Source organism: Micromonospora sp. NPDC001898 (assembly GCF_042891255.1).
Classification (GTDB): Bacteria; Actinomycetota; Actinomycetes; order Mycobacteriales; family Micromonosporaceae; genus Micromonospora.
Genome location: NZ_JBIATC010000010.1, coordinates 78,704 through 95,768 on the forward strand (window position 1 = coordinate 78,704; position 17,065 = coordinate 95,768).

The window sequence follows — 17,065 nt, forward strand, 5'->3', positions numbered from 1 at the left end:
GGGCCGGGTCGCGATCGGCTCGGGTGTGCCTCGGGCGCCGTTCGAAGGCTCACCCGGGAGCGCGGATATTCCGCGGGACAACAACCTCGACCGCTCGGCGATCCCCGGGAGTCCACTGTGTACGGTGGCGGTCTAATTCCCGCTCGGCCGGCGACCTCCTGGGCGGTTGCCGGGCCGCACCGGTCGCTGCCGCGCCGGACGGTCGGCCGGCTGGGCAGCCGAACCCCCATCGGAGGAACTGCGAATCATGTACGACGCGATAGTGGTCGGCGCCCGCTGCGCGGGTGCCTCCACCGCCCTGCTGCTCGCCAGGCAAGGGCACCGGGTGCTCGTGGTGGATCGGTCGTCGTTCCCCAGTGACGTCATCTCGACACACTTCCTGTGGCCGCACGGGATGTCCTACCTCAACCGCTGGGGCCTGTTGGACCAGGTCACCGAGGTCACCCCCACGCACACGAGCATCGACATCGTCAACGACGGCATCCGACTGACCGGATCGGTGCCGACGGACCTGCTGCGCGAGCACTTCCGGGATCTGCACGGCGACGACTCGGGCGTGGTGCAGAGCTACGCCTCCGTCCGCCGCCGGGTGCTGGACGAGATCCTCGTCGAGGCCGCGGCCAAGGCCGGTGCCGAGGTCCGCACCAACTGCACCGTACGGGAGCTGATCGTCGAAGACGGCCGGGTCGTCGGCGTCCGGGGGCGAGCGGCCGACGGCCAGGCGTTCGAGGAGCGGGCCCGGATCGTGGTCGGTGCCGACGGCCGGAACTCGTTCGTCGCGCGCGCACTCGATCTGCCCAGGTACGACGAGCGGCCCCGGTGCACGTTCGCCTACTGGAGCTACTGGTCCGGATTCGATCTCGGGTCCGGGCAGATCCACCGGCGTGGCCGGCTCGGCTGCGCGGTGGTGCCGACCAACTTCGCGCAGAACATGGTCCTGGTCTGGGGGCCGAGCGAGTGGTCCCGGGAGTTCCGCGCCGACGTGCCGGGCAACATGCAGCGGGCGCTGGACTTCGTCAGCCCCGAGCTGGGCGAGGTGGTCCGCACCCGGGGGACGCGGGAGGAGCGGATCTACGGCACCCTGGACCAGTCGGCCTTCCTCCGGCCGCTGCACGGGCCCGGCTGGGTGCTCGTCGGTGACGCCGAGTCCGCGAAGGACCAGTGCACCGCGATCGGCATGACCCACGCCTTCCGCGACGCGGAACTGGTCACTGCCGCCCTGGACCGGTGGCTGACCGGGGAGGTGTCGATCGACGAGTCGATGGCCGCGTACGAGGGCCGCCGCCGCAGCCAGAACGCCGCCGCCTACTACGACTACGTGTGCACGTTCGCGGAGATGCGGCCGTACCGGCACGACGAGCTGCAACTGTTCCTCGCGTTGCGCGGCAACCAGGAGGAGACCGACCGGTTCATCGCCACGCACGCCGACGTCGCGCCGGTCTCGGAGTTCTTCCAGGCGTCCAACCTCTTCCTGCTCAACGACGCCGCGAAGGAGTCCTCGGCCGACTACGCGGTCTTCGACGACTTCGCCGCGACGTCCCGCATGTACCAGCAGAACCTTTTCGCCTGATGCCGCACCAGGGAGCCGACACCGTGACGACCACCACCGACCTGCACCAGCGTGACGACGGCGAGCTGATCGAGGTCATCCTGCACGCGGCCCGCCTCGGCGACGTCGAGGCCATGGCGCGTACCGCGGCCGAGGTCTCCGAGATGACCCGCAACTGGGCCGCCCACATCCCGTGGGACGACTTCCCGACCCTCGACCGGTCCGGGGCCGACGGCGAACTCGCCCAGATCGTCGCGGACCTGACGGAGATGTGGGAGCCCGCCCACCTGCGCAACCCCGTCGACCCGGACGAGGAGTACGCGCTGGACAAGAACGCCTACGATTTCTACCGCCCCGCCGGCCGGAACCTGCTCGCCCGCACCGAGGACTTCTACGGCTGGGTGCAGGCCCGCCGTCGTACGGAGACCTGGCAGTACTCCCGGGTGCTCGAGGCGGCCCCGGACAGCATCGCCGAGATCACCAACGACCTGGGCCGGCGGACCCGGGGCATCAACTTCAACTCGCAGGACTACCTGTCGTTCAACACCCACCCGGCGATCCGGGAGGCGGCGGCCCGCGCGATGCGCGACTACGGTCCGCACAGCGCCGGCTCGCCGATGGTGCTCGGCAACACCCGGATCTCCGACGACCTCGAGGCGGCCCTCGGCGACCTGGTGCGACTCGACCACGTGACGCTCTTCCCGACCGGGTGGGCGGCGGGCTTCGGCGCGGTGGTCGGTCTGGTCCGCCAGTCCGACCACGTGCTGATCGACCGGCTCGCGCACTCGTGCCTCCAGCAGGGCGCCCGGGCGGCGACCCGCAACGTGGTGCGCTATGAGCACCTCAACGTCGAGGCGGTCCGCCAGCACCTGGTCGACATCCGGTCGCACGACACCCGCAACGGCATCCTGGTGGTCACCGACGGCCTCTTCTCGGTGGACGCCGACTGGCCGGACCTGGTGACCCTCCAGCGGGTCTGCCGGGAGCACGACGCCACCCTGCTGGTCGACGTCGCGCACGACCTCGGCTCGATGGGGCCGGGCGGTACGGGTGTGCTGGGGACGCAGAACCTGCTCGGCGAGGTCGACATCGTCATGGGCGCCTTCTCGAAGACGTTCTGCTCCAACGGCGGTTTCGTGGCGTCGAACTCGCCGGCCCTGAAGCAGTACATCAAGATGTTCGGTGGCTCGCACTTCTTCTCCAACGCGCTCTCCCCCGTGCAGACCGCGGTGGTCCGGGAGGCCACGCGGATCATCCGGTCCCCCGAGGGGGACGCGCTTCGCGCCCGGCTGTTCACCGCGATCCATGCGCTCCGCGACGAGCTGACCAACCGGGGCCTGACCTGCATGGGGGAGCCTTCGCCGATCGTCCCGCTGCTGATCGGCAACGAGAAGCTCGCCCGAACCGCGAACCGGCTGCTCTTCGACCGGGGGGTCCTCGCGTTCATGGTGGAGTTCCCGGTCACGCCGACCGGCTCGTCCCGGTTCCGGCTTCAGGTGCAGGCCGGTCACGGGCCCGAGGAGGCCCGGGAGGCGGCCCGCATCATCGAGGGCGCGATCGCGGACTCCCGGGCCTACCTGTCCAGCGCGTTCGGCAGCGCCCCCCGGTAGTGTCCGTCGGGCGGGGCACCGGGGCCGAGGCCGCCCCGGTGCCCCGCCCGGCCTGGTGGAAGGTCACCGGTGGCCACCGCCGGCATCGGTGACGGCGACGATCGGGAGTTGACGCAGGTCACCCCGGTCGGGGTCGGCGGCGGTCCAGGGCCCGCGAGCTGGATACGCTGGACGACGAGCCTGATCAACCTCAGGGCGGGTCGGGCAGCGGAAGCCGAAGAATGGGAGATGTCATGAACAGCAGTGCGCCCGTCGTGGTGGGTGTCGACGGTTCTGCCATCGCGCTGGACGCGGTCCGCACCGCTGCTCGGGAGGCGGCCGGCCGCCAGCGCCCCCTGCGGATCGTGCACGCGTTCATCTGGCCGCTGATGCGCGTCACGGTCGATCCGGCGCCCGGCGCCCCGGCCGGTGCCGGGCTGCGCAACCAGGCCGAGCGGTACGTCGCCGAGGCGGTGGCCGAGGCTGGCAGGATCGCCCCAGAGGTGGAGGTCACCGGCGCGGTGGTCGACGGTTCGCCGGCTCCGGTGCTCCTCGCCGAGTCGCGCGACGCTTCGTTGCTGGTGCTGGGCAGCCGCGGCCTGGGCGGCTTCGCCGGGCTGCTGATCGGCTCGGCCACTGTGCAGTTGTCCGCCCGCGCGGCGTGCCCCGTGCTCGTGGTGCGCGGCGAGTCGCGCGCCGACGGCCCGGTGGTGGTCGGCGTGGACGGCTCCGAACTGTCCACCGAGGCGGTCGAGTTCGCGTTCGATGAGGCGGCCCGGCGGGGTGTCCCGCTGGTGGCGGTGCACGCCTGGCTCTACCCGGCGCCGCTCGGCCCGGGTGACATCCTGCCGCTGGTGTACGACCTGGAGGCGCTCGCCGCGGAGGAGGAACGCGCGCTCGCCGAGTCGGTCGCCGGCTTCGCGGCGCGGTACCCGGACGTACCGGTCCAGCAGCGGCTGACGCGGGGCTCGCCGGCCGGAGTGCTGGTGGAGGAGTCGAAGACGGCCCAACTGGTGGTTGTCGGAGCCCGCGGCCGGGGCGCGCTCGCCGGCCTGCTGCTCGGCTCGGTCAGCCACGCCGTACTCCAGCACGCGCACGCTCCCGTGGCCATCCTCCACCACCGGGTTGCCACCGCCGGGAGCTGACACTCTGGCCCGACGCCGCCTCGATCCAGCCACCGCACCGGCGACCGAGAACGTTCGGAGCGGACAGGGGCCGACGAACGATCGGGGCACCGCAGCGGCCGACGCCCGCCCACGCAGTCTTGATCTTTGCAGATGCGGAGGGGTATGGCCGGGAATAATGGGATAATGGCTCAATCAGCGACGCAGGCGCACGCCTGGTACGCCGTTCCCGCCGAGCACGTCGTCCGGGACTTGGGGGTGGACCCGGCGACCGGTCTGTCGTCGGAGGAGGCGGCCCGCAGGTCGGAGCGCCACGGTCCGAACCGGCTGACCGAAGCCGCGCGGGAGTCGCGGTTGCGCGCGTTCCTGCGGCAGTTCCAGGATGTGTTGATCCTGATTCTGCTCTTCTCGGCGCTGGTCAGCCTGATCGTGAGCCGGGAATGGGAGACACCGGCCGCGATCGCCGTGGTGGTGCTGTTCAACGCGACGATCGGCTTCGTCCAGGAATCGCGGGCGGAGGCGTCGCTGGAGGCGTTGCGGCGGATGCTGGTCACGACCGCGACGGTTCGCCGGGACGGGCGGCTGGTGCGGCTGGACGCCGCGCAGTTGGTGCCCGGGGATGTGATCGCGGTGGAGGCGGGCGCCCGGGTGCCCGCCGACAGCCGGTTGCTGACGTCGGCCTCGCTGGAGGTGCAGGAGTCGTCGCTGACGGGCGAGGCGCAGGCGGTGGCGAAGGCGGCGGACGCGGAGATCGACGAGCGGGCCCCGCTGGGAGACCGGACGACCGCGCTGTTCATGAACACCATGGTCACCCGGGGTCGGGGGGCGGCCGTGGTCACCGCGACCGGGATGGCGACGGAGACCGGCCGCATCGCCGGCATGCTGCAACAGGCGAAGCCGGGACCGACGCCGTTGCAGCGCCAGATCGACACGCTCGGGCGAACCCTGGCCCTCGTCGCCGGCGCGGTCATCGTGATCGTGTTCGTGCTGGGCCTGGTGCGCGGGCGGGACTTCGGGGACCTGTTCATCAGCGCGGTGTCGCTGGCGGTGGCCGCCATTCCGGAGGGGCTGCCCGCGGTGGTGGCGTTCACGCTGGCCATGGGCACCGGCCGGCTGGCCAGACGCGGCGCCGTCGTCAAGCGGCTGGCGTCGGTGGAGACGCTGGGAAGCACCTCGCAGATCTGTACCGACAAGACCGGCACGTTGACCCTCAACCAGATGACGGCCCGGGAGGTACTGCTGGCGGGTCGGCGGTTCACCGTCTCCGGGGAGGGTTACCGCACCGACGGACGGATCCGCACCACCGACGGTACGCCGCTGCCCGGGACACTCGACGAAGCGTTGATCGCCATGGCGCTGTGCAACGACGCCGTGCTGCGTGACGGCGACCTGGTCGGCGACCCCACCGAGGGCGCCATGGTGGTGCTCGCCGAGAAGGGCGGCATCGACGTAGCCGGCCTGCGCCGTGAGCGCCCCCGGCTGCTGGAGATTCCGTTCGACGCCGACTACAAGTTCATGGCGACGTTCCACCGATGGACCGACGAGCACGGCCGCGAGACGATCCGGTCCTTCGTCAAGGGCGCCCCGGACGTGCTGGCGGCCCGTGCCGACCGTCACCTCGGCGGTGCGGCGATCCTGCCCTTCGACGATGCCGCCCGGACCGACTACGACCAGGCCAACGCCCTGCTCGCCGAGCAGGGCATGCGGGTGCTGGCCGTCGGCGCGCAGGACTTTCCGGCGGATGGGTTCAAACCCACCGATGACCCCAAGGACATGCTCGACCGGGTGGTCCTGGTCGCGCTGGTGGGGATCGTGGACCCGCCCCGGCCCGAGGCGCGACAGGCCATCGCCGAGTGCCGGGCCGCCGGCATCCGCGTCCGGATGATCACCGGAGACCACGTCGTCACGGCCGGCTCGATCGCCGCCGAGCTGGGCATCCCGGGGACGGCGGTGAGCGGCGCCGACCTCGACCGGATCGGGGACGACGCCGAGCTTGCCCGCCGACTCGACGACATCGGGGTGATCGCCCGGGTCTCCCCCGAACACAAGATCCGCATCGTCCGGACGTTGCAGGCCCGCGGTGACGTGGTGGCGATGACCGGCGACGGGGTCAACGACGCCCCCGCGCTGCGCAGGGCGGACATCGGTATCGCGATGGGCCGCACCGGGACCGAGGTCACCAACGAGGCCGCGACGATGGTCCTCACCGATGACAACTTCGCCACCATCGTCCGCGCCGTCCGCGAGGGCCGCGGCATCTACGACAACATCGTCAACTTCACGCGCTTCCAGGTGTCGACCGCGTTCGGCTTCGTGCTGACTTTCCTGGTCGCGTCGCTGACCGGCATCGCCGGCGGTACGCCGTTCACCGCCCTGCAGATCCTCTTCGTCAACCTCGTCATGGACGGCCCACCGGCGATGTCCATCGGCGTCGACCCGATCAGTCAGGACGCGATGAGCCGGCCACCACGGCCCGCCGGCGAGCGCATCCTCACCCGGCACCGGCTCGGGCGGATCCTGCTGGCCAGTGCGGTGATGGCCGCCGGAACCCTCGCGGTTCTGGTGCTGGCGCCCGGCCCCGAACCCGCGCCGGGGCTGGCCACCGTCGCCGGCACCATGGCCTTCGTCACCTTCGTGTTCTTCCAGGTGTTCAACCTGCTCAACGTCCGGCACCTCAGCCGCAGTGTCTTCGCCCGCGAGACGCTGCGGAACCCGTCGGCGTTCATCGCCGTCGCGGTCGTCGTCGCGCTTGTGTTCCTGGTCGTCGAAATGGATCCCCTCCGCCGCTTCTTCGCCACCGTCGACCTCACCTCCGGCCAGTGGCTGGCGTGCGTGGCGGCGGGCTCCACCATCCTGATCGCCGGTGAGCTCGACAAGGCATGGACCCGCGCCGGGCTGCGCCGCCGGAGCGCGGCGCAGGCGTATGCGGGGACCCCCTGACGTCCCGTCGGGGATCCGGTGGCGACCACACCCGGGTGCTACTCCAGCGAGGGTGCGAGATGGTGGCCGGTGTCGTTGGGCGGTAGATGCTCTGGGCGGTGGCGGGCGAAGGCGTCGACCTTGCCCCAGCGGCCGGGGATGTCCAGCAGCGCGATCCGTCTGAAACTGGGTGGCAGCGCGGGGTTCACGGCGAGGTGGTCCTCGTGGGGGTCGATGCCGAGCATGGTCCGGATGAGCAGCAGAGAGGCCCCGCTGGACCATGCCTGGGGGCTGCCGGCGGTCGGGTAACGGACCGGGTACCGGGTGGTGTCGCGGGCGAAGCCGCCGAAGGCTTCAGGAAGCCGACCCTGGAAGTAGGCGGCGGCGTCGATGATGCCCTCGGCGATGCGGCCGGCCTCGGCGGCGAATCCGTAGCGGCGCAGACCCCAGGCGATGAACGAGTTGTCGAACGGCCACACGGTGCCGTTGTGGTATCCGAGTGGGTTGTAACGGCGTTGCCCCTCGGCCAGGGTGCGTACTCCCCAGCCGGAGAACAGCGCCGGGCTCATCAGGTGCTCGACGACCTGCCCGGCCCTCTCCGGTGGGACGATGCCGCTCCACAGCAGGTGTCCGATGTTGGAGGACAGGCTGTCGACGGGGGTGCCGTCGCGGTCGAGTGCGAGGGCGTAGTAGCCGCGGTCGTCGATCCAGAAATCCCGGTTGAAGCGGTCCTTGAGCGCCGCCGCCTCGCGTTCCAGCCGGTCGGCCAAGGCTGGGTCGCCCCAGAACGTACGGGCCAGCCGCGCCCCGCGGATCTTGGCGTCGTAGGCGTAGCCCTGCACCTCGCAGGTGGCCCTGGGGAAGCCCGGCAGTCTGCCGTCGGCGTAGGAGATGCTGTCCCAGGAGTCCTTCCAGCACTGGTTCTCCAGGCCGGTGGCCCGGTTGCGTCGTTCGTACGAGACGTAGCCGGTGGACGTCAGGTCCGCGTACTGGTCGATCCACGCCAGGGCCGCTCGGGCCTCCTGCTCCAGCTCGATCACCAGCGCCGCGTCGCCGCTCCACCGTTCGTACTCGTCGAGCAGCACCACGAACAGCGGCGAGGCGTCCACGGTGCCGTAGTACGGCGAGTGCGGCTGTTCCTCGAACGCGGCCGACTCGCCGTAGCGCAACTCGTGCAGGATCCGGCCGGGGTCCTCCTCCAGGACGTCGTCGGTCCGGGCGCCCTGCAGTGAGGCGAGGACCCGCAGTGTCGGCGGGGTCAGCGACGGCGTGACGGGCAGGGTCTGTAGGCAGGTGAGCAGGCTGTCCCGGCCGAACAGGGTCATGAACCAGGGCAGACCGGCCGCGGGTACGGTCGCGCCACCGAGCGAGAGCGGAGCAAAGCGTAGCGCCGCCAGGTCCACCAGGCTGCGCTGGTACACCTGCTGCAGCGCGGTGTTCTCGGTGTCCAGTTGCGGGGCCGCCGCGACCCACGCGCGCACGCTTTCCGGCAGGGTGGACTCGTCCGGGCGCAGGGTCCGTACCGCGGAACGGAGGTCGACGCCGTCCGGGCGCAGCGCCCGCATGACCACCCGCAGCTGCGTCGACCACTGCTGTCCGGGCCGCACCCGAGGCGTGAACCGGAGACCGCGCGGACCGACGGTGGTCGGCTCGCTCGCCGACACGGACACCTCCCGCTGGAACGTGCCGCGCCGATAGCCCAGACGCAACTCGTCCGGACCGATGTGGGTGTAGTAACTGCCAGCCTTGTCGCGGATGTCGAACTTGATGTCGAAGATGTCGGCGAAGTCGGCCGCCACCTCCCACCGCACGTCGAGGTCGACGTCCTGCTCGCCGTAGTTGAACACCGTCAGCGACTCGGTCAGATCCGGCCCGATCCGCCGCCGCCGGATCGCCGACACGTCAGCCTCCACGTAGTCGACCCGCCCGCCCGGCACCACGAAGAACGCCACCTCGTAGTACTGGCTGTCATCCACCGACAGCGCGGTCAACCGCTCGCCGTTGACGGTGAGCACCCATCGGGACAGGAAACGGGTGTCGGCGGCGAACAACCCGACCGGGGTGGCGGGCGAGGCATCCACGTCACCGCTGGCGTCCGACACGATGAAGGTGCTTCCGTCGATGCACGACACGGTGCCCGGAGTGTCCTCCATCGGGTCACTTTCCTCCGCGCTGGGCGACTGCTCGCCGCGGTGAAGCAGGCGGCACCGGGAACAGCCGGCCGATCCGCAGCGCCAGGCCGAGGTCCCCGTCGACCAGGATCTCACCCCGCGCGATCGCGGCGAGGCCGTTCAGCTCACCCCGCGCCATCGCATCCGCGACTTCGGCAGACGTGGTGATGACGGTCCCGGCGGGACCAGCATCCCGCGTCACCCGCAACCACCCATGATCGATGTCCAGCAGCCACTGCTCCACCCGATCCCCGTCCCGGATGTCGAACCGGACGTTGCCGCGCACCTTGCAGAAGCGTGGGTCGTGGCCAACTTCCGCCAACCGTGTAAAGAAGGCGCTGATCGCCGTCATTCGACCTCCACAGCCGCTGGTAAGGGCGCCCGCCGCCTACCCAGTGCACGCGGGTCCTAACTCTCGGCGGACGGCGGGAAAACACGCCGGTGCCTGCGGAAGTTCGCCGCCGCGCCACGATCGCCGTCGTCGACGAGCGGGGCGGCGGGGCACGCCGTGCGGGGCGTCCTGCCGGTGCCCGACGGAAGGGCAGGTGGGGTGGCCGTGCACATCAAAGGTCTTCGTTTGATCTAATCCGGTCTCCGGAGCAGCCCCACCGCGACGGCCCTTCAGGGATCAAGGAGAGCTAGTCATGACCGTCCCCCAGCGCGTCGCGATCGTCACCGGAGGCTCCCATGGAATCGGCCGGCAGGTCGTGGAACGGTTGGCGGCGGACGGCTACGCGGTTGTGCTCAACTACGCCACGAGCAAGGTCGAGGCGCAGGAGGCCGTCGCCGAGGTCATCGCCGCCGGCGGAGAGGCCGTCGCGGTGCAGGCCGACGTCGCCGACGAGTTCGCGGTGGCCGACCTCTTCGACACCGCCGAGCGGACGTACGGCGGGATCGACGTCGTCGTGCACTCGGCCGGGATAGTGATCCACTCCCCCATAGCCGAACTGGATCTCGCGGACCTGGACCGGGTGCACCGCACCAATGTCCGCGGCACCTTCGTGGTCGACCAGCAGGCGGCCCGCCGGGTCCGGCCCGGAGGCGCGATCATCAACATCTCCAGCACGACGCCCCGGCTGTCCCTGCCCGGCTACGCCGCCTACGCCGCGAGCAAGGCCGCGATGGACTCGATCACCCTGATCCTGGCCCGGGAGCTACGGGGGCGCGACATCACCGTGAACGCGGTAGCGCCCGGCGCCACCACCACCGCGCTCTTCCTCGAGGGCAAGGACGAGCAGACGATCGCCCAGATGGCGGCGATGTCGCCGATGAACCGGCTCGGCGACCCGAGCGACACCGCCGACGTGGTGGCCTTCCTCGCCGGCCCGGCCCGTTGGATCAACGGCCAGGTGCTGTACGTCAACGGAGGCGCCGCCTGAACCGCGGGAGCAGGGCCGCACGCGTCGATCCGGAGCTCCGGCCTGGGCCGGAGCTCCGGACGTCGGGACCGGCGGGAACCGGTCGGCGTGGTGTTACAGGGCCACCGTCCAGCTGTTGATGTAGCCGACGTCCCCGGCGGCAGCGTCCTGCACCCGCAACGTCCAGGTGCCGGCACGGACCTCACTGGCGAGGTTGACCGTGTACGTCTGGTTGATGTTGTCGGTCGAACCACCGGTCCGGTTGTGCAGGGCGTAGACCGAGCCGTCCGGCGCGACCAGGCTCACCACCAGGTCACCGATGTACGTGTGCACGATGTCCACCGCGACCGTGCTCGTCGCGCTGGCGTTGCCGGCGCAGCCGGCGATCGCGATGGTGCTGCTCACCGTGGTGTTGTCCGAGATCGTCACGTCCGTGTCGCTGGTGCCGTTGCAATCCGGGGTCACGGGGCCGTCGAGTTTGAGCGTCCAGCTGTTGAGGTAGCCGACGTCCCCGGAGGCCGCGTCCTGCACCCGCAGCCGCCAGGTGCCGTTGCTGGTCTCACTGGATAGGTTGACCGGGTAGGTCTGGTTGATGTTGTCGGTCGAACCACCGGTCCGGTTGTGCAGGGCGTAGACCGAGCCGTCCGGCGCGACCAGGCTCACCACCAGGTCACCGATGTACGTGTGCACGATGTCCACCGCGACCGTGCTGGCCGCCGAGGCGGTGCCGGCGCAGCCGGAGATGGTGACCGAGCTCTCCACCGTGCTGTTGTCCGAGATCGACACGTCCGTGCCGTTGGTCTGGGAGCAGCCCGGCGGGCCGTTGACCGTCAGCGCGTACGAGGTGCTCTGGATGGTCTCCGGGCCGGTGCCCCTGATGGTCACGGAGTAGGTGCCCGGCGCCGTCGTGCCTGCGGTGCTGAGCGTCAGGGTGGCCGAGCCACCCGAGGTGACCGACGACGGGCTGAAGCTCGCCGTCACGCCGGCCGGCAGGCCCGTCGCGGTCAGGGCCACCGTCTGCGGGCTGCCGACCGTCGTGGTCGTGCTGACCGTCGCGGTGAGCGAGCCGCCCGGGTTGACCGTCCCGGCGGCCGGCGCGACCGCGATGCCGAAGTCCTGGGTCGGCGGAATGATGTTGCCGGTGTAGAGCAGCTTGTTCGGCGAGCCGGTGCCGCCGCCGGTCACCACGTCGCTGGTGGCGTCGTTGTACAGCTTGTCGCGTACCTGCTGTGGGGTATACGACGGGTTGGCGGCGAGCACCAGCGCGGCGGCGCCGGTGACGTGCGGGGCCGCCATCGACGTGCCGCTGATCGTGTTGGTCGCGGTGTCGCTGGTGTTCCAGGCCGAGGTGATCGACGACCCGGGGGCGAAGATGTCCAGGCAGGTGCCGTAGTTGGAGTAGCTGGCCTTGGCGTCGGTGGAGGTGGTGGCGCCGACCGTGATCGCGGTCGGGGTGCTGGCCGGCGACTTGGTGCACGCGTCGGTGGTCTCGTTGCCGGCCGCGACGCCGTAGCTGACGCCGTCGGCGATCGAGGCGGTGACCGCGTCGTTCAACGCCTGGTCGGTGGGACCGCCGAGGCTCATGTTCGCCACCGCCGGTTCGCCCGGGTCGTGGTCCGCGGTCACCCAGTCGATGCCCGAGATGACCTGGGCGTAGGTGCCGCTGCCGGCGTTGTCCAGCACCCGCACCCCGACCAGGGTGACGCCCTTGGCCACCCCGTGGGCGGTGCCGCCGACGGTGCCGGCCACGTGCGTACCGTGCCCGTTGCCGTCGTCGGCGCTGCCGCCGTCGATGGCGTCGAACCCGGTGATCGCCCGGCCGCCCAGGTCGCTGTGGGTGAACCGGATGCCGGTGTCGATGATGTACGCCCGCACACCCGCGCCGTTGTTCGGGTAGCTGAAGGTGTTGTTCAGCGGGAGGATGCGCTGGTCGATGCGGTCCAGGCCCCAGGACGGGGTGGGCGTCTGGGTGCCCGCGATCGACACGGTGCGGTTCTGCTCGACGTACCTGACGGCCGGGTCGGCGGCGAGTCGACGGGCCTGCCGCGCCGACAGTCGCGCCTCGAAACCACGCACAGTGTTCTGGTACGTCCGGGCCACCGTGCCGCCGTGCCGGGCGGCGAGGTCCTTGGCACTGTCGATGACCAGGGAACGGGTCACCGCGGTGTCCTTGAAGACCACGATGTACGAGTCGGCGACGGCGGTGGCACCGCCCGCATGGAGGATCTCCCCCTCCGCCGGCGCCGCCATCGCCGGTGTCCCGAGGGCCACCGCGGTGGTGGCCGCGGTGGCCGCCAGTCCAAGGCGCCAGCGGCGCCGAGACGATCGGGAGAGCGTCATCTCTCCAGCCTCCTTCCGATCCCCAGCCGACGCGCTTGTGACACATCGACGGACAACTCTGCATCTGCCTGACACAGATGCTAGGGCCAGGAGGCATCGATGTTTAGATATATGTTTCGAACTCCCCTTGCCGTACGCTGTCCTCCGATCAAACACATCCAGGACAGTCGATTGGAGTGGGCGCCGGGCTCGCGGTGGATCCGGGATGATCGGGCCGCCATTGCCGGAGGGAAACAATAGACATGCGACAATCTCCTGGTTGTCGAACCGTTACGCGACAGCCCGCCGGCCGTATGGCCGGCGGGCACCGCGCCGCTGTTGGTGGCGGGCGTCAGCCGGAGCAGCAGCCGCCGGCCTGGCCGGCGGGGGCGGCGTCGAGGGTGACCAGGCTCGGCGGCGCGGCCAGGAGGCCACCGGAGATGCCGGTGGCCAGGCCCCGGCCGGTGGGCTCGGCGGCGGCGGGGGCCGGCCCGCAGCAGCCGTCGCCGGTGGAGTCGGCGGGGTTGCTGTTGCACACGCCGGTCTCGGGCAGGTCGAGCTGGACGTCCCGGGCGGCGTCCCAGTCCCCGGCCAGCGCGGCGACGACGGAGCGAACCTGCTCGTAGCCGGTGGCCATGAGGAACGTCGGCGCCCGTCCGTAGCTCTTCGCGCCGACCGCGTGGTAGCCGGCCTCGGGGTGGGACAACTCGTCCACGCCGTGCGGGGGGACGGTGCCGCAGGAGTGCTCGTTCGGGTCGATCAGCGGTGCGAGTGCGCGGGTGGCGCCCATGACCGGGTCCAGGTCCAGGCGCAGTTCGGTGGCGATGGAGTGGTCGGCGCGGAAGCCGGTGGCGGCGACGATCCGGTCCACGATGACGGCATCCTCGCTGTTGTCGGCGTGCCGTGCGACCACCGAGACGCGGTCCCCGGCGGGGGTGATGGCGTGCACGGAGAAGCCGGTGAGCAGCCGGATCCGGCCGGCGTCGACGTACTCGCGCAGCCGTGAGCCGAGGGTGCCGCGCGCGGGCAGGGCGTCGGCGCCGCCGCCGCCGTAGGTGCGCGCGGGCGAGGCGGCGCGGATCGCCCAGGTCACCTCGGTGCCCGGCTGGTCGGCGGCCAGTTCCGCGAGGGACAGCAGGGTGTTGGCGGCGGAGTGACCCGCGCCGACGACGAGGGTGTGCCGGCCGGCGAACCGGTCGCGGTCCGCGCCGAGCACATCCGGCAGGGCATGCTCCAGGAACGCGACGGCTGCGCTCTCGCCGCGGGCGGGCAGGCCGGAGGCGCCGACGACGTTCGGGGTGCGCCAGGTGCCGGAGGCGTCGATGACCGCCTGGGCGAGCATCTCGTCGCCGTCGGTGAGGCGGATCAGGAACGGGGTGGTGTCGCGGCCGGCGGTGCGCAGCCGGTCCAGGCCGAGGCGGGAGATCGCCTCGACCCGGGCGCCGTAGCGCAGGTGCGGCTTGAGGCCCGGCAGCTCCGCGAGGGGCTGGAGGTAGTCGCTGACCAGCTCGGCACCGGTGGGCAGAGCGTCGGGGGCGGGGGCGACCCAGCCGGCGTCGTCGAGGAGCCGGCGGGCGGCGGGGTCGATGTTGTACCGCCACGGGGAGAACACGCGGACGTGCCCCCACTGTCGCACCGCCGCCCCCGGCGTGTCGCCGGCCTCGACGACGGTGAAGGGCAGGCCGCGCTCGTGCAGGTGCGCGGCGGCGGCCAGCCCGACCGGGCCGGCGCCGATCACCACGACGGGCAGGTTGTCCGTGGCGCTCATCAGGCAACTCCTCTGTGTTGAGAACTGTCGAATCAAGCAGGCAGGCAGGTGCCCCACCGTGGAGACGAGGTTCAGTTGACGACCGCGCTGCGGCGTTCGAGCAGGACGACGTCGCGCCACCGACCGTGGTGGCGGCCCACGCGTTCGCGGACGCCGAGGACCCGGAATCCGGCCCGCTGGTGGAGGGCGAGGCTGGCGGCGTTCTCGGGGAAGACGCCGGACTGGATGGTCCAGATGCCGGCGGCCTCGGTCGAGCGGATCAGCGCGTCCAGCAGCAGCCGGGCCACCCCGCGGCCCCGGGCGGCCGGATCGACGTAGACGGAGTGTTCCACCACCCCGGCGTAGACGGCGCGGGTCGAGGTCGGCGAGACGGCGATCCAGCCGAGGACGGGGCCGTCGCCGTCGGCGGCTACGAGGCGGTGGCCGGAAAGCCTGCTCGCGTCGAACGCCGCCCAGCTGGGTGCGGCGGTTTCGAAGCTGGCGTCGCCGCCGTCGAGACCGGCCTGGTAGATGGCCCGGACCCGCCCGGCGTCGTCGACCGTCATGGGACGGACGGTGATGTCGGCCATCAGCAGGCTCCGTTCGGATTGGGGGGCGGGGTGGCCCATGACGACGTCGGCGGCCCACCATGACCCCTCCACGCCGCCTGTCTCGATGCCTGTCGAATCAGAGACTTGCATGCTGATTAGATGGATGTCAACCTAGAGGAATGTCAAAGCAAGGGACGCCGCCTCCCGCCATCGGCCTCACCACCGATGAGCCGTGCTGCCCGTCCTTGGCGCAGGGCCGGGTGCCGGCGGAGACCTCGGCGGTTCTCGCGCCCGCGTTCAAGGCGCTCGGCGACCCGGTGCGGTTGCAGTTGATGTCGATGATCGCCTCGGCCGAGGGCGGGGAGGCGTGCGTCTGCGAGCTGACCCCCGCGTTCGACCTGAGCGGGCCGACCATCTCGCATCACCTGAAGACGCTGCGCGAGGCCGGCCTGGTCGACGCCGAGCGGCGCGGCACGTGGGTGTACTACCGGGCCCGGCCGGCCATCCTGCGGCAGCTCGCCGCGCTGCTCACCGTCGAGCCGGCCCCGGTGGCGTAGGCCGCGCCCGGTCGGGGGGCCGTCCTCCGAGCCGGTCCGGCAATCGCCACCGGACACACCTCAACGACGAATCCCGACGGGAGTGCCCGTGAGCACCGCCACCCACGACGACTCCACCACCGCGGTGGTCGGACGCCTGTCCCGCCTCGACCAGTTCCTGCCGGTCTGGATCGGCCTGGCGATGGTCGTCGGCCTCCTCCTCGGCCGACTCGTCCCCGGCCTCGACACCGCGCTGGACGCCGTCAAGATCGGCGGAATCTCGCTGCCCATCGCCCTCGGCCTGCTGATCATGATGTACCCGGTGCTGGCCAAGGTCCGCTACGACCGCCTCGACACCGTCACCGGCGACCGCCGGCTGCTGGTCTCGTCACTCGTCCTCAACTGGCTCGTCGGTCCCGCGCTGATGTTCGCCCTCGCCTGGATCTTCCTGGCCGACCAGCCCGAGTACCGCACCGGCCTGATCATCGTCGGCCTCGCCCGCTGCATCGCCATGGTCATCATCTGGAACGACCTGGCCTGCGGCGACCGCGAGGCCGCCGCCGTCCTGGTCGCCCTCAACTCCGTCTTCCAGGTCCTCGCCTTCGGGCTGCTCGGCTGGTTCTACCTGGCCGCACTCCCCGACTGGCTCGGCCTGTCCGGCGCCGAACTGAACGTCTCCGGCTGGGACATCGCCCGCAACGTGCTCGTCTTCCTCGGCATCCCGCTGCTCGCCGGGTACCTCACCCGCCGCCTCGGCGAGCGCGCCAAGGGCCGCGACTGGTACGAGTCCCGCTTCCTGCCCAAGATCGGCCCCACCGCCCTCTACGGCCTGCTGTTCACCATCGTGATCCTGTTCGCCCTGCAGGGCGACGCCATCACCAACCGGCCGCTGGACGTCGTCCGCATCGCCCTGCCGCTGCTGGTCTACTTCACCCTCGTGTGGGCCGGTTCCTACCTGCTCGGCCGGTCCATCGGCCTGAGCTACGAACGCACCACCACCCTGGCGTTCACCGCAGCCGGCAACAACTTCGAACTCGCCATCGCCGTGGCCATCGGCACCTTCGGCGTCGCCTCCGGTCAGGCCCTCGCCGGCGTCGTCGGCCCGCTCATCGAGGTACCCGTCCTCGTCGGCCTGGTCTACGTCTCCCTGTGGGCACGCCGACGGTTCTTCACCGCCGCCCAGGCGCCCCGGCCGTGACCCG

Annotated in this window: 12 protein-coding genes; 7 read left to right on the plus strand and 5 right to left on the minus strand. The window is 71.2% G+C overall.

What is annotated here, in order from left to right; genetic code table 11:
• The first annotated feature begins 247 nt into the window (after positions 1-247).
• The 4 genes from ACFYZF_RS21115 (at position 248) to ACFYZF_RS21130 (ending at position 7,202) form a co-directional block, all read left to right on the plus strand.
• The gene (locus ACFYZF_RS21115; protein WP_387023239.1) at positions 248-1,570 is read left to right on the plus strand and encodes an NAD(P)/FAD-dependent oxidoreductase; all 1,323 of its coding nucleotides are present in this window, start codon (positions 248-250) and stop codon (positions 1,568-1,570) included.
• A 23-nt stretch (positions 1,571-1,593) separates the two neighbouring features.
• A complete protein-coding gene (locus tag ACFYZF_RS21120; protein ID WP_387023240.1) occupies positions 1,594-3,159 on the plus strand; it encodes an aminotransferase class I/II-fold pyridoxal phosphate-dependent enzyme in 1,566 nt (521 codons plus the stop codon).
• A gap of 233 nt (positions 3,160-3,392) precedes the next feature.
• Positions 3,393-4,283 (plus strand): universal stress protein, encoded by an 891-nt coding sequence (locus ACFYZF_RS21125; protein ID WP_387023241.1) that lies wholly within the window; start codon positions 3,393-3,395, stop codon positions 4,281-4,283.
• Positions 4,284-4,448: 165 nt separating this feature from the next.
• Entirely contained in the window at positions 4,449-7,202 is a 2,754-nt protein-coding gene (locus ACFYZF_RS21130; RefSeq protein ID WP_387023243.1) for a cation-translocating P-type ATPase, read from the plus strand.
• Positions 7,203-7,240: 38 nt separating this feature from the next.
• On the opposite strand, the gene ACFYZF_RS21135 is transcribed toward ACFYZF_RS21130, so the two are convergent.
• A complete protein-coding gene (locus tag ACFYZF_RS21135) occupies positions 7,241-9,334 on the minus strand; it encodes a glycogen debranching N-terminal domain-containing protein (RefSeq protein WP_387023245.1) in 2,094 nt (697 codons plus the stop codon).
• A 4-nt stretch (positions 9,335-9,338) separates the two neighbouring features.
• On the minus strand, positions 9,339-9,704 hold the full coding sequence (locus tag ACFYZF_RS21140) for an SCP2 sterol-binding domain-containing protein (RefSeq protein WP_387023247.1): 366 nt from the start codon (positions 9,702-9,704) through the stop codon (positions 9,339-9,341).
• Positions 9,705-9,996: 292 nt separating this feature from the next.
• On the opposite strand from ACFYZF_RS21140, the gene ACFYZF_RS21145 reads away from it, so the two are divergent.
• On the plus strand, positions 9,997-10,731 hold the full coding sequence (locus ACFYZF_RS21145; protein WP_387023249.1) for an SDR family oxidoreductase: 735 nt from the start codon (positions 9,997-9,999) through the stop codon (positions 10,729-10,731).
• Between the two features lie 93 nt (positions 10,732-10,824).
• Here the strand turns inward: ACFYZF_RS21145 and ACFYZF_RS21150 are convergent, their stop codons facing one another.
• The 3 genes from ACFYZF_RS21150 to ACFYZF_RS21160 all read right to left on the minus strand — a co-directional run bounded on the left by ACFYZF_RS21150 (position 10,825) and on the right by ACFYZF_RS21160 (position 15,366).
• Positions 10,825-13,050: a proprotein convertase P-domain-containing protein gene (locus ACFYZF_RS21150; RefSeq protein ID WP_387023251.1), complete on the minus strand. Its 2,226-nt coding sequence runs from the start codon at positions 13,048-13,050 to the stop codon at positions 10,825-10,827.
• Between the two features lie 331 nt (positions 13,051-13,381).
• Positions 13,382-14,797: an FAD-dependent oxidoreductase gene (locus ACFYZF_RS21155; RefSeq protein WP_387023252.1), complete on the minus strand. Its 1,416-nt coding sequence runs from the start codon at positions 14,795-14,797 to the stop codon at positions 13,382-13,384.
• Positions 14,798-14,868: 71 nt separating this feature from the next.
• A complete protein-coding gene (locus ACFYZF_RS21160; protein WP_387023254.1) occupies positions 14,869-15,366 on the minus strand; it encodes a GNAT family N-acetyltransferase in 498 nt (165 codons plus the stop codon).
• Between the two features lie 140 nt (positions 15,367-15,506).
• On the opposite strand from ACFYZF_RS21160, the gene ACFYZF_RS21165 reads away from it, so the two are divergent.
• Entirely contained in the window at positions 15,507-15,884 is a 378-nt protein-coding gene (locus ACFYZF_RS21165; protein ID WP_387023256.1) for an ArsR/SmtB family transcription factor, read from the plus strand.
• Between the two features lie 88 nt (positions 15,885-15,972).
• Complete coding sequence (gene arsB / locus ACFYZF_RS21170) at positions 15,973-17,061, plus strand: ACR3 family arsenite efflux transporter (RefSeq protein ID WP_387023258.1); 1,089 nt, start codon at positions 15,973-15,975, stop codon at positions 17,059-17,061.
• Positions 17,062-17,065 lie beyond the last annotated feature (4 nt).